This window comes from Flaviramulus sp. BrNp1-15, from assembly GCF_022259695.1.
In the GTDB taxonomy this organism is placed as follows: Bacteria; Bacteroidota; Bacteroidia; order Flavobacteriales; family Flavobacteriaceae; genus BrNp1-15.
Genome location: NZ_CP092099.1, coordinates 160,644 through 172,891, shown reverse-complemented (window position 1 = coordinate 172,891; position 12,248 = coordinate 160,644). Strand labels below are relative to the sequence as shown.

The window sequence follows — 12,248 nt, the reverse complement described above, 5'->3', positions numbered from 1 at the left end:
GCTATTTCCAGTTTTGTCCTTTTAATTTCATGGCGGCTTTTAGGACATCTTTTTGACTTATTTGACCAACTAATTTGCCATTTTCAACTATTGGAAAACGACGACGTTTAGCATTTAAAAATTTATTGGCAGCATCAAAAATATTCATATTGCCATCTATGGTGTCAACATCTTGCACCATGTGCTTTTCTATGGTTTTATCCTGCATTGGCATATTGTAATATCTGCTTTCGCTAATTTGTTTAATACAATCACCTTCAGAGATAATTCCAATCAATTCATTTTTTTCATTAACAACAGGTCCGCCAGAAATTCTATGCTTAATAAGAGATTGCATAACACTTTCTATAGTTTGATCAGGAGTAAACGTAATCAAATTAGTTGTCATGTAGTCACTAACCTTTAAAGGTGTACTATCTGTAATTGCAGACTTGGATCTTCTAGCGCCTTGAAAACTTTTTATTCCCATAATCTATAAATTTAGTAATCTTAAATATAGATATTATTTTTCGATTTTCCTAAAAATGTATTTTTCAAGTCCTTAATTATTAGAAATTTAAATATTATGTAACTTAATTTTAAAATTTTGAGATTTTAATAATATAAACTCACATATCAATATATCTTTAATTAGCTTAACTAGGGTATTTAATTTAAATAGAAATAATTAGCATTCTTTTAAGTGTTTAAATGTTAATTTTTTATAGTTTTAGCTCACGAAAAAATAAATTAAAAAAAGATGAAAAAATTAGTTGGATTAGTTTTACTAATGAGCAGTTTTATGTTGAGTGCACAAACTAACTCAGAATTAATAAAACACTATGAGGCTTATTATAACCAAATGAAAGCACAGGGTGATGTACAGGGTATTATAAACGGCATGACGCACCTAAATGTTTTATCGCCTTCTCAAGAAAGAAAAGACACTTTAGCCTACATTTATATGAGCGAAGGTAAATATGTGCAAGCTCTTAATACTATTGGTTATGAAAGAAATTCAACAGACTCTGATATTGCCGTTGAGGTTAAAGCAGTATCGTTAAAAGCGGTAAAACAACCCGAATTAGCAATTGGTCTTTTTGAAGAAATGTTTAAAAGAACCCCAAATGCTTTAGTCGCTTATGAATTGGCTGAACTTAATTTACAAATTCAAAAATTAGCTGAAGCCGAAAAGCATATAAATTATGGTATAGTAAATTCTAAAGATGATATGAAAAAAGCATTTTATGAATCTCAACAACCGTATGAAGTGTCATTAAAAGCAGCTTTTATGTATTTAAATGCACTATCTGTTTATAATAAAGACAAAAAAGCAAATATAGATGCAACTGTAGATATTTTGGATGCTACCTTAAAAATAGCACCAAACTTTAATTTAGTTCAGTTAACTAAATCGGAGTTGTTAAGGCAAAAGCAAGCTTTACAACAACCTAAAAATTAAATAAAAAGGCTCGATTTTAAAATCGAGCCTTTTTATTATTAAGAATATATTTTAAGGCTTTTCAATAGAACGATTATCAAACTCAACTTTTTTATTCATTTGAAAGTTAAGATTAGAAAATGCTACCAAAAATTCCTTTATAGTATTTAAAAGTTCTTCTTTGCTTGTTGTAGATAAATTAGATAAACTTTCAAGCTTAAAAATTTTGGTTTCTAAAACCAACATTCTAGCTAAAACAGGCTCAGAATTTAACGTATTTGGAATATTTTCTTTTAGCTTTTTAGCAAGAAGTTTTACATTCTCTTCATTATCATTAAAAAAAACTAAATCCGCTTTCTTTACATTAGTTATAACATCCTGTAACTCGAAGTATTCTTTCCAATCTTTTATAGCTTCATCTGTTTTAGAGTCTAAAGCATAGTCTATAAATTTAAGCTTAGCAATATCTTGTTCGGTAATATCTTGGGTTTGTTGTTCTTCAATATTATCTGTTGGAGTTTCTTGTGTTTTTTTACAAGAAACTAACAAAACGATTAGGCTTAAAATACTTAAAACTTTAATTCTCATAGAGTTTAATTTAGTAATAGAATCACTCTACAAAGATATAAGTAATACTTGATTTTTTAGACGAATTACAAAGTAATCAAATTGAAGAATATTTGATATTTAAAATATCATATTATCATCAAAATCTTGTTATTTTTGAAAAATCCTTACATATATGGTTTTTAATGGGTTCTAAAATATTAATTATTGGTGCTTGCGGGCAAATAGGTTCAGAATTAACATTTAAGCTGCGAAGCATTTACGGTAATGATAATGTGATTGCAAGCGACATTAGTTATAACAATCCAGACATTGTAAATACCGGTCTTTTTGAAATTGTTGATGCACAAGACTATGCTAGTATTAAAGTTTGTGTAGAAAAATACAATATAGATACGGTATATTTAATGGCCGCTATATTAAGTGCAACAGGAGAAAAATACCCAATGAAAGCGTGGGATTTAAACATGACCTCCTTGTTTCATGTATTAAATTTAGCGCGTGCCAAATTTATTAAAAAAGTATTTTGGCCATCCAGTATAGCTGTTTTTGGACCAACAACACCGACAAAGTACACACCACAATATACCGTTATGGAGCCATCAACAGTTTATGGAATAACTAAGCAAGTTGGCGAGCGTTGGTGTGAGTATTACCATAATAAATACGGTGTAGACGTTCGTAGTTTGCGCTACCCAGGAATTATAAGTTGGAAAACATTACCTGGAGGAGGTACCACAGATTATGCTGTTGAAATTTATCATGAAGCCATTAAAAACAAATTTTACGAATGCTTTTTAAAAGAAGATACCGAATTACCCATGATGTTTATGGACGATGCTATTAAAGCTACAGTAGATATCATGAGTGCAAAACCAGAGCATATTAAAATAAGATCGTCTTACAATCTTGCAGCTATAAGTTTTACGCCCAAAGAAGTGGTGGCATCAATTAAAAACCATATGCCAGAATTTGAAGTAGAATATAATCCAGATTATAGACAAGAGATTGCTAATAGTTGGCCTAAAAGTATAAATGATTCTTATGCTAGACAAGACTGGAAATGGAAACATACTTTTACTCTGGAAGATATTACTAAAGAGATGCTTTTACAATTAAGTAAAAAGTATAAAGGAGAATTCAAATAAAATCTAATTAATTGTATATTTGAGTTGCTTAAGGTTTAATAAAAACATTTAAAAAATGGATTACTTTAAAATAGGATTAATAATTTCTACAGTTATAATTTTTTCATCAATAGTATTACTTCAATATGATATATTAGAATTAAATACAGTTATAGATGTTTTTATTATTCCCGCATTTATTGTCAATATTTCGCTTGTTTTTAAAGTCTTTAAAAATAAAAAGCAAATTACTAATTAACAATTAAAATGAAACCATCCCTAAATCTTAATTACCATGCTTGAAAATTTCTGGTTTAATGTTCAATACGGCATAAACCATGTACTCGATATTAATGCCTACGATCATGTTTTATTTCTTATAGTTTTAACGGTTCCTTATGTGTTTAAAGATTGGAAACGTGTTTTATTACTGGTTTCTATGTTCACATTAGGGCATACCCTATCTTTAGTTTTGGCTGCTTACAGTGTTGTACATGTAAACGCTACCATAGTTGAGTTTTTAATTCCTGTAACCATACTGGTTGTTGCACTTTTTAATGTGTTTACGGCAGGGAAAGGCGCTCGTAAAGAAAAAGTAGGAGTGTTATTTTTATCAACATTATTCTTTGGTTTAATTCACGGTTTGGGGTTTGCTCGCGAGTTCCAAATGTTTCTGGGAGAATCTGATAATAAGTTAGTTTTGTTATTAGAATTCGCTTTAGGTATAGAATTGGCACAAGTAATAATTGTGTTCATGGTTTTGTTTTTAGGCTTTCTGTTTCAAACCATTTTCAGATTTTCAAAACGCGATTGGATTATGGTAATTTCTGCTGTGGTAGTAGGCTTGGTTATTCCAATGATTATGAATAGCGATTTCTTAGCCTAATTTTATTTGGGCGTTACCCTTTGGGTCGGACTTTCTGCGCTACACGGTAGCTTGCTGCAATCCCTAACGCAAAGACGTATTCAAATTAAAATTATATATAATTAACACAAACTTTCATAAAACTTTAACGAACTTGCGTTGTAATTAAAATACGAAGCTAGTATATTCGTTATATTGTTTACGCGTTAAGGATTGCAGTGTAAATCCTTTTTTATGTTATTTCGAGTGCCCCGATTTAAATCGGGATGTATCTAGTACATATAAAAAAGATTGAAACGAAAAGCCTGACGCATCCTGATAGCTATCGGGATGGGTAACGCCATAATTGTAGAATAAATTAATGCTAAAAAATAAACAACTTAAGTACGACAAAGCTTATTTAAGAATTGCGCAAGAATGGGGAAAGCTGTCTTACTGTAAACGCAGGCAAGTTGGAGCGCTAATAGTTAAGGATAGAATGATAATTTCTGATGGTTACAACGGAACTCCATCGGGCTTTGAGAATTTTTGTGAAGACGATGAAGGTTACACCAAGTGGTATGTTTTGCATGCCGAGGCTAATGCCATTTTAAAAGTAGCATCGTCTACTCAATCGGCAAAAGGTGCAACACTTTACATTACCATGTCGCCCTGTAAGGAATGCAGTAAATTAATTCATCAGGCAGGTATTATAAAAGTGGTTTATAATGAAGCTTATAAAGATGATTCCGGACTAAAATTTTTAAAGAAAGCTGGAATAGAATTAGAACAAATTAAAGATTTGAAAGCATAATGTCTTATCATAAAAAATATTTGCCTTTAGTTTTAGGTGTTGCTATTGCAGCAGGTATTTTTATTGGAGGCAAGTTAAATTTTACTGATGCTCCCGATCGTTTATTTTCTACAAATAGTAAAAAAGACAAACTTAACAGGCTTATAGATTATATTGAATACGATTATGTTGATGATATTAACACCGACAGTATTGTTGATGTTACGGTTAATGGGATTTTAGATAACCTCGACCCGCATTCGGTTTACATCCCAAAAGAAGATATGGCTCGTGTTGCCGAAGAAATGAAAGGCGATTTTGTAGGTATTGGTGTTAGCTTTTACACGTACAAAGATACTATTGCAGTAATAAGAGCAATTGAAAACGGACCAAGTGCTAAAGCGGGCATTAAAGGTGGTGATAGGATTATTATGGCAGATGGCGATACGCTTTTTGGTAATAAGCTGAAAGATGGAGAAATTATTAAGAAGCTTAAAGGTGCCAAAAACACAAAAGTTAAACTAAAAGTTTACAGAAAAGGAGAGCCAGAGCTTTTGGATTTTACTGTAAAACGTAGCACAATCCCCATTAAAAGTGTTGATGCAGCTTATATGCTAACCGATAAACTAGGGTATATAAAAGTTAATCGTTTTGCAGAGTCTACATATAAAGAATTTAAAGCAGGTATTGAAAAGCTAGAAGCTTTAGGTGCTACCGAGATTGCTTTAGATTTAAGAAATAACCCAGGCGGATTTTTAGGAATTGCAGAACAAATAGTGGACGAGTTTTTAGAAGACGATAAACTTATTTTATTCACTAAAAACAAACGTGGTGATATTGAAAAAAGCTATGCAACCAATAAAGGCGATTTTGAAGAAGGTAAAGTTTATGTACTTATAGACGAAAACTCAGCATCGGCAAGTGAGATTGTTGCAGGGGCATTACAAGATAACGATAAAGGCACTATTGTTGGTCGTCGTTCTTACGGTAAAGGCTTGGTACAACGCGAAATGGATTTGGGTGATGGTAGTGCTGTGCGCTTAACAGTATCTAGATATTACACACCTACAGGACGTTCTATTCAAAGACCTTACACAAACGGACATAAAGATTACTACGATGAATATTTTGATAGACTAGACAGTGGCGAACTTTTAGACCCTGAAAAAATCAAGGTAGACGATTCCTTAAAATTTAAAACACCTGCAGGTAAAATAGTTTATGGTGGAGGTGGTATAATTCCAGATGTTTTTGTGCCTATTGATGGTAGTATGCAAAACGAAACCTTATCATTTTTGTTGCGTCGTGGGTTTTTTGGAAACTTTGTGTTTGAAGAACTGGAAAAAGACCGTCATGCTTACGATGATATTTCCAGAGAAGATTTTATTAAAAGTTTTGAAGTAAACGACGATTTAGTTTTTGCTTTTCAAGATTATTTAAACCTAAGGGCAGACTCTAAAGTTACTTTTGTAGCTTATCATGATGAAGTAAAGCAATACATAAAAGCTACACTTGCAGACCAGTTATTTGGTAACGGTGCTTTTGAAGAAGTTTACAATCAACGTGATATCATGATTGATGAGGTTATTAAGTTGAGTTCGGAAGAATAAGTTATTAATCTAATCACTCAATCTTATCATGCACCTTAGTGTGCTTCCCACCATTCCAAAGGGTTAAAATATCGGTAGCAACATGTGCACCACTACCAGAAGCAATAGCAAATTGACTTCGCCAACCCGCAAGTGTTCCAGCAACATAAAGGTTATTTTCAATAACATGGTCAGTATTTTTTAACCAAATACGATCTTTTTCTACAGCAGCTCTTGGGTGCGGTTCAATGTAGTGTTCTAAACCTTTAATGGTCATTAAATTGGTATAGCCCACAGCAATCACAACAAGTTTAGATGTGAAAATAGTTTTATTGGTTTTAATAGTAAACAAATCTTCAGTTTTAGAGATTTCTAAAACCTTTTCATGGTCTATTTGCTCAACATGGGGATATAAAGAAGCTAATTGTTCTTTACCGCTTTGTAAAATGGATTTGCCTGTTGTTCCAGGCTCTAAACCTAAAACATTATTAAAAAGAGCAGTTTGTAAATGCGATGTTTTTTGATGCACAATAATACCTATCTTTTTATCTTTTGCAAAAGGTTTGTTTTTTGCAGAACCTAAAACTAATGCACAAGATAGTCCTGCGGCGCCTCCACCAACTATTAAAGCATCAAACATGTTAATTGCGTTCTTTTACCTTTTGCTCAATACGCTTTGAAACTCTTAAAATAGCCATCATTAATATCACACAAAGAGATGCTACAATGGTAATTAAAGCAATTGTGCTTTCGCCTTCAAAAGGCGCATTAAAATCAACTTTTGTAAAGTTAAAAACAATGAGTCCTAAAGCAAGAATGCTAAGTATTATAGTTAGTATTTTCATATTGTAAATTTTTTAAACGACACTAAAAAAGAGCCTTAATATTATGAGCAAATAGTTTTACGGCAATGGCTAACAAAACCACACCAAAAACTTTACGAATGATATTAATCCCGTTCTGACCGATAAGCTTTTCAATTTTAGTGGATGTTTTAAGCACTATAAAAATAATAATAACATTCATTAAAACAGCAACTATAATATTTTCGGTTCTAAATTCTGCTCTTAACGATAGTAAGGTAGTTAAACTTCCCGGACCAGCAATAAGAGGAAAGGCTAAAGGAAAAACCGTGGCGCTCATAGAATCTTGTTCTTCCTGTTTATAAAGAGTAATGCCTAAAATCATTTCTAAGGCAATAAAAAATAAAATAAATGAACCAGCTACAGCAAACGAATTAACGTCAATACCAATGAGATTTAAAATGCTTTTTCCTAAAAACAAGAAAACAATCAAAATAACTCCAGCAATTATTGAAGCTTTTTCACTTTGTATATGCCCTACTTTTTTACGTAAATCTATTACAATAGGAATGTTGCCAACAATATCTATAACTGCAAACAACACCATAAAAGCTGTGAATATTTCTTTAATATTAAACTCCATTATACTAGGTTTTAATTTTAATTAATGCTCGCAGTTCACTGCGTTTCTTTTAATTTGTCATTCTCGCAATAGCGGGAATTTATAAATTCTGAATTTTTCGGCAAAAGTAGGGTATTATCTTAATTAAATTCACCTAAAGATTAACTATTTTTGCTTGCTACAAGATAAATAATTTTATGTTTCAATTAGGAAAAACAATAGTTTCTGAAGATATATTAGAAAAAGACTTTGTGTGCAATCTGTCTGCATGTAAAGGCGCTTGTTGTATTGATGGAGATGCAGGCGCACCACTGGATAAAGATGAAACTAAAATTCTTGAAGACATTTACCCAAAAGTAAAACCTTTTTTAAGACAAGAAGGTATTGATGCTATTGAAGCACAAGGGACTTTTATAACAACTGAGGATGGTGAATTTGAAACGCCTTTAATAAATGGAGCCGATTGTGCTTATGTGATTTTTGATGATAAAAATGTTGCACTTTGTGCTATTGAAGAGGCTTATAATCAAGGAAAGGTTACTTGGAAAAAACCTTTATCCTGCCATTTGTACCCTATAAGAGTTCAAAATTACACAGAGTTTTCGGCAGTAAATTATCATAAATGGCAAATTTGTGATGACGCTTGTACTTTGGGTGAAGAATTAGGCGTTCCAGTCTATAAATTTGTAAAAGAAGCACTGATTAGGAAGTTTGGGGAAGACTGGTATGCAGAATTAGAAGCTGTTGCTTCATCAAAAAAATAATTTTTTGAGCAACTCTAAAAATTAAGCTTTTTTTAGAGTTAAAACGCGCTGTTTTTTGAACCAAAAAAGCAGTAAAAATCACTTGCGATAGCGTTTTTGTATACCATAATTTTTCCTTGTTAAGTAGAAATAAACTTCACAATTTTTATAAAGCTAAAATTTAATTTTTTAAGCAATTTTCACACTTGTTTTTAGTGTTTTTAATGCCAAATTTGGTTCCATTTTCAAAGTTAATATATTGATAATCAAATAATTAAACACAGTGTTGTTTTGCCTTTAGTACAATGGTAATTTCCTCATTGTTAAAAACTTGTTGACAACGTTTTTGAAAGTCCCTTTCATTTTTAAAGACAATTATCAATCTTTGTTGTAGGCAAAATAAAGTGGTTTTTTTTCATTTTTTGATTTATTGAAAAGTTTAAAAAGTCTACTTATAAAAAATTCGCCCTTTTTTGTTCCTCTAAAGGAAAATTTTAACGCATTTTACGGAATTATTAATGAATTTTTGAATGATTAACCATCATTCTGGTGACTATTCTAGTCTTTAAATTGAAAATTATGGAGATTACGCAGATTATAAAAAGAGATTACGAAACAAGCCCGTTTGTTTTGAATAAAATTTCAAATGCTATTGAAAAAGCAATGCTTTCTGTTGGAAACGGAACCAAAGAAGATGCGAATACAATTTCTGTAAATGTTTTGCAAGCATTGCTAGAAAGAAAAGCCAAAGATTATAACTATTTACCAACCGTAGAAGAGGTACAAGATCTTGTTGAAGATAAATTAATGAGTAGTGCATTTCACGATGTGGCAAAAGCTTATATTTTATATAGAGACGAACAAGCAAGAAATAGAAAAACAAATATTTTTGAAAAGCGTATAAATTTAAAGCCTTACGAGTATCCTGAATTAAACGAGTATGTAGATGCTATTAGGCATTCATACTGGATTCATTCAGAATTCAACTTCACTAGCGATATTCAAGATTTTAAAACAAGACTTACTATTGTAGAGCAAAATGCGATTAAAAACACCATGTTAGCTATTTCGCAAATTGAGGTAGCAGTAAAATCTTTTTGGGGAGACATTTATCATAAAATGCCAAAACCAGAAATAGGATCGGTAGGCGCAACATTTGCAGAAAGTGAAGTACGCCATCATGATGCATATTCACATTTATTAGAAATTTTAGGGTTAAATAACGAGTTTAAAAACTTAAAAAAGAAACCCGTAATAATGAGGCGTGTACATTATTTAGAAACCGCTTTAAAAAACGCTAAAAGTGATGATAATAAAGAGTACGCAGAATCAATTTTATTATTCTCACTCTTTATAGAGCATGTGTCATTATTTTCTCAGTTTTTAATAATTATGGCTTTTAATAAGCATAAAAATATGCTTAAAGGCGTATCTAATGTAGTTGAAGCTACTTCAAAAGAAGAGCAAATACATGGAGATTTTGGAATAGATATTATTAGAATTATAAAAAATGAAAACCCGACGTGGTTTGATGAAGAGCATAGCGTTTTAGTGAAAGAGTTGTGTGAAGAAGCTTTTAAATCTGAAAGTAAACTTATCGATTGGATTTTTGAAGCTGGCGAGCTAGACTTTTTACCAAAAAATGTAATCAATGAATTTATAAAAAACAGATTCAATAATTCATTAGAAAGTATTGGTATTGATAAAGTATTTGATGTTGATGAAACATTAATAGAACAAACCGAATGGTTTGACGATGAAATAATAGGAACTAAACACGGAGATTTTTTCGTGAAACGATCCATTAACTACAGCAAAAGAACTAAAAGTATAACCAGTGATGACCTATTTTAAAACATGAACAAAAACACCGCTAACCAGAACCTTGAAAAAAGCTTAAACCAAGAAGCAACAAAAACCCCTAACTACGACGACTTAATTAAAGCTAGAAAAGAAGCTAGAAAAGAAATTTACAAAGAACCAGAAATAAAATGGTTAACAGAACACAGTCGTAAATTTTTATCTTCAGGCTACCTAACAGAAGGTACAGAGCCAGAAGAAAGAATTAGAGAAATTGCAGATAGAGCTGAAGCAATTTTAAAGATTGATGGTTTTGCTGATAAGTTTTATGGCTATATGGCCGAAGGTTATTATTCATTAGCATCACCTGTTTGGTCTAATTTTGGAAAAAAACGTGGTTTGCCAATTAGCTGTTTTGGGTCGCACATTTCTGATGATATGGGAGATATCCTTTATACACAATCAGAAGTTGGAATGATGTCTAAATTAGGAGGTGGTACTTCTGGTTATTTTGGTAAACTTCGTCATAGAGGCGCACCGGTTAAAAACAACGGTGAATCTTCAGGTGCTGTTCATATCATGCAACTTTTTGAAAAAATGGTTGATGTTGTAAGTCAAGGTTCTGTTAGAAGAGGTCGTTTTTCTCCATATTTACCTATAGATCATAACGATATTCATGAGTTTTTAGAAATTGGTACAGAGGGTAATCCAATACAAGAGTTAACTCACGGTGTAACTGTTGGAAACGAATGGATGCAGGAAATGATAGATGGCGATGCAGATAAAAGAGCAATTTGGGCTAAAGTTTTACAACGTAGAGGAGAAATAGGTTATCCATATATTTTCTTTAGAGATAATGCGAACAATAACGCTGCAGATGTTTATCAAGATAAAAAACATGAAATTTATGCAAGTAATTTGTGTAGTGAAATTATGCTTCCAACAAATGAAAGATGGTCGTTTGTATGTGTATTATCATCAATAAACTTATTGCACTACGATAAATGGAAAGATACCGATGCGGTAGAAACCATGATATACTTTTTAGATGCTGTTTTAGAAGAATTTGTTACAAAATTAGAAGTTTACAGAGATTCACCAGATCGTGATGACCAGCAAACATTCCTATTCATGGAAAAGGCCTATAATTTTGCTAAAGAAAATAGAGCATTAGGTATGGGCGCATTAGGATGGCACTCATTATTACAGTCTAAAATGTTAGGCTTTGATAGTCAGGAAGCATTCAATCTTAATAGTGAGATATTTAAAACTATAAAAGAAAAATCTGTTAAAGCATCAGAAGAATTAGCTAAGTTATTTGGAGAGCCAGAAGTTTTAAAAGGTTATGGAAGACGTAATGCTACATTAAACGCTGTAGCACCAACAACATCATCTGCTTTTATTCTAGGACAAGTATCTCAAGGTATTGAGCCAATTTGGTCTAACAGTTATGTAAAAGATATAGCTAAAATAAAGACCACTATTAAGAATCCATTTTTAGTTAACCTTTTAGAAGAAAAAGGATTAAATACTACTGAAATTTGGAAGAGTATTAGAGATTATGATGGATCTGTACAACATTTAGAGGAGTTAACAGATCACGAAAAAGATGTGTTTAAAACATATTCTGAAATAGATCAAATGGCTATTATTTATCAAGCCGCAAACAGACAAAACCATATAGACCAAGGACAGTCTATAAATATTATGGTTCACCCAGATATGCCAGTAAAAGACATCAACAAAATTTACGTTACAGCTTGGAAGCTTGGAGTAAAATCATTGTACTATCAACATAGTATGAATGCCGCTCAAAAGTTTAAACAAAAGAAAGAGTGTACAAGTTGCGAAGGTTAATTTTAATTAAAGTGTTATAATTTTAAAAGCATCTCGAAAGAGGTGCTTTTTTTATTTCTATTATTTTTCTTTTAGGTTTAAGT

General features: G+C 31.6%; 14 protein-coding genes. 9 read left to right on the top strand and 5 right to left on the bottom strand.

All coding sequences use genetic code 11. From position 1 onward, the window contains the following. Window position 1 precedes the first annotated feature (1 nt). Window positions 2-469, bottom strand: coding sequence for a CBS domain-containing protein (locus MBM09_RS00720; protein WP_238674934.1), 468 nt, complete (start codon window positions 467-469; stop codon window positions 2-4). 270 nt (window positions 470-739) lie between these two features. Between MBM09_RS00720 and MBM09_RS00715 the strand changes: the two genes are divergently transcribed. Beyond that, on the top strand, window positions 740-1,441 hold the full coding sequence (locus MBM09_RS00715; protein WP_238674933.1) for a M48 family metallopeptidase: 702 nt from the start codon (window positions 740-742) through the stop codon (window positions 1,439-1,441). A gap of 51 nt (window positions 1,442-1,492) precedes the next feature. Here MBM09_RS00715 and MBM09_RS00710 read toward each other — a convergent pair whose 3' ends face one another. Then, complete coding sequence (locus MBM09_RS00710) at window positions 1,493-2,008, bottom strand: hypothetical protein (RefSeq protein WP_238674932.1); 516 nt, start codon at window positions 2,006-2,008, stop codon at window positions 1,493-1,495. 164 nt (window positions 2,009-2,172) lie between these two features. Between MBM09_RS00710 and MBM09_RS00705 the strand changes: the two genes are divergently transcribed. The 5 genes from MBM09_RS00705 to MBM09_RS00685 all read left to right on the top strand — a co-directional run bounded on the left by MBM09_RS00705 (window position 2,173) and on the right by MBM09_RS00685 (window position 6,361). After that, window positions 2,173-3,135 (top strand): NAD-dependent epimerase/dehydratase family protein, encoded by a 963-nt coding sequence (locus tag MBM09_RS00705; RefSeq protein ID WP_238674931.1) that lies wholly within the window; start codon window positions 2,173-2,175, stop codon window positions 3,133-3,135. A 55-nt stretch (window positions 3,136-3,190) separates the two neighbouring features. Continuing rightward, window positions 3,191-3,373 carry a hypothetical protein gene (locus MBM09_RS00700; RefSeq protein WP_238674930.1) on the top strand — a complete coding sequence of 61 codons (183 nt, stop codon included), beginning with the start codon at window positions 3,191-3,193 and terminating at the stop codon, window positions 3,371-3,373. 36 nt (window positions 3,374-3,409) lie between these two features. Then, window positions 3,410-4,000, top strand: coding sequence for a HupE/UreJ family protein (locus MBM09_RS00695; protein ID WP_238674929.1), 591 nt, complete (start codon window positions 3,410-3,412; stop codon window positions 3,998-4,000). 340 nt (window positions 4,001-4,340) lie between these two features. Continuing rightward, the gene (locus MBM09_RS00690; protein ID WP_238674928.1) at window positions 4,341-4,772 is read left to right on the top strand and encodes a dCMP deaminase family protein; all 432 of its coding nucleotides are present in this window, start codon (window positions 4,341-4,343) and stop codon (window positions 4,770-4,772) included. After that, window positions 4,772-6,361, top strand: coding sequence for a S41 family peptidase (locus tag MBM09_RS00685; RefSeq protein ID WP_238674927.1), 1,590 nt, complete (start codon window positions 4,772-4,774; stop codon window positions 6,359-6,361). The genes MBM09_RS00690 and MBM09_RS00685 overlap by 1 nt, the downstream gene beginning before the upstream one ends. A gap of 13 nt (window positions 6,362-6,374) precedes the next feature. Here MBM09_RS00685 and MBM09_RS00680 read toward each other — a convergent pair whose 3' ends face one another. The 3 genes from MBM09_RS00680 to MBM09_RS00670 are packed head-to-tail and all read right to left on the bottom strand — an operon-like array spanning window position 6,375 to window position 7,786. Beyond that, a complete protein-coding gene (locus tag MBM09_RS00680) occupies window positions 6,375-6,980 on the bottom strand; it encodes an FAD-dependent oxidoreductase (RefSeq protein WP_238674926.1) in 606 nt (201 codons plus the stop codon). A 1-nt stretch (window position 6,981) separates the two neighbouring features. After that, on the bottom strand, window positions 6,982-7,185 hold the full coding sequence (locus tag MBM09_RS00675; protein ID WP_238674925.1) for a hypothetical protein: 204 nt from the start codon (window positions 7,183-7,185) through the stop codon (window positions 6,982-6,984). Between the two features lie 22 nt (window positions 7,186-7,207). Continuing rightward, on the bottom strand, window positions 7,208-7,786 hold the full coding sequence (locus MBM09_RS00670) for a MarC family protein (protein WP_238674924.1): 579 nt from the start codon (window positions 7,784-7,786) through the stop codon (window positions 7,208-7,210). 176 nt (window positions 7,787-7,962) lie between these two features. On the opposite strand from MBM09_RS00670, the gene MBM09_RS00665 reads away from it, so the two are divergent. The 3 genes from MBM09_RS00665 to MBM09_RS00655 all read left to right on the top strand — a co-directional run bounded on the left by MBM09_RS00665 (window position 7,963) and on the right by MBM09_RS00655 (window position 12,165). Next, window positions 7,963-8,529 carry a DUF3109 family protein gene (locus MBM09_RS00665; protein WP_238674923.1) on the top strand — a complete coding sequence of 189 codons (567 nt, stop codon included), beginning with the start codon at window positions 7,963-7,965 and terminating at the stop codon, window positions 8,527-8,529. Between the two features lie 558 nt (window positions 8,530-9,087). After that, the gene (locus tag MBM09_RS00660) at window positions 9,088-10,362 is read left to right on the top strand and encodes a ribonucleotide-diphosphate reductase subunit beta (protein ID WP_238674922.1); all 1,275 of its coding nucleotides are present in this window, start codon (window positions 9,088-9,090) and stop codon (window positions 10,360-10,362) included. Between the two features lie 3 nt (window positions 10,363-10,365). Beyond that, complete coding sequence (locus MBM09_RS00655) at window positions 10,366-12,165, top strand: ribonucleoside-diphosphate reductase subunit alpha (protein ID WP_238674921.1); 1,800 nt, start codon at window positions 10,366-10,368, stop codon at window positions 12,163-12,165. Window positions 12,166-12,248: the final 83 nt, after the last annotated feature.

Bases quoted from the DNA above. Each gene is read 5' to 3' on its own strand.
- MBM09_RS00720 (WP_238674934.1), bottom strand. From the start codon at position 469: ATGGGAATAAAAAGTTTTCAAGGCGCTAGAAGATCCAAGTCTGCAATT.
- MBM09_RS00715 (WP_238674933.1), top strand. From the start codon at position 740: ATGAAAAAATTAGTTGGATTAGTTTTACTAATGAGCAGTTTTATGTTG.
- MBM09_RS00710 (WP_238674932.1), bottom strand. From the start codon at position 2,008: ATGAGAATTAAAGTTTTAAGTATTTTAAGCCTAATCGTTTTGTTAGTT.
- MBM09_RS00705 (WP_238674931.1), top strand. From the start codon at position 2,173: ATGGGTTCTAAAATATTAATTATTGGTGCTTGCGGGCAAATAGGTTCA.
- MBM09_RS00700 (WP_238674930.1), top strand. From the start codon at position 3,191: ATGGATTACTTTAAAATAGGATTAATAATTTCTACAGTTATAATTTTT.
- MBM09_RS00695 (WP_238674929.1), top strand. From the start codon at position 3,410: ATGCTTGAAAATTTCTGGTTTAATGTTCAATACGGCATAAACCATGTA.
- MBM09_RS00690 (WP_238674928.1), top strand. From the start codon at position 4,341: ATGCTAAAAAATAAACAACTTAAGTACGACAAAGCTTATTTAAGAATT.
- MBM09_RS00685 (WP_238674927.1), top strand. From the start codon at position 4,772: ATGTCTTATCATAAAAAATATTTGCCTTTAGTTTTAGGTGTTGCTATT.
- MBM09_RS00680 (WP_238674926.1), bottom strand. From the start codon at position 6,980: ATGTTTGATGCTTTAATAGTTGGTGGAGGCGCCGCAGGACTATCTTGT.
- MBM09_RS00675 (WP_238674925.1), bottom strand. From the start codon at position 7,185: ATGAAAATACTAACTATAATACTTAGCATTCTTGCTTTAGGACTCATT.
- MBM09_RS00670 (WP_238674924.1), bottom strand. From the start codon at position 7,786: ATGGAGTTTAATATTAAAGAAATATTCACAGCTTTTATGGTGTTGTTT.
- MBM09_RS00665 (WP_238674923.1), top strand. From the start codon at position 7,963: ATGTTTCAATTAGGAAAAACAATAGTTTCTGAAGATATATTAGAAAAA.
- MBM09_RS00660 (WP_238674922.1), top strand. From the start codon at position 9,088: ATGGAGATTACGCAGATTATAAAAAGAGATTACGAAACAAGCCCGTTT.
- MBM09_RS00655 (WP_238674921.1), top strand. From the start codon at position 10,366: ATGAACAAAAACACCGCTAACCAGAACCTTGAAAAAAGCTTAAACCAA.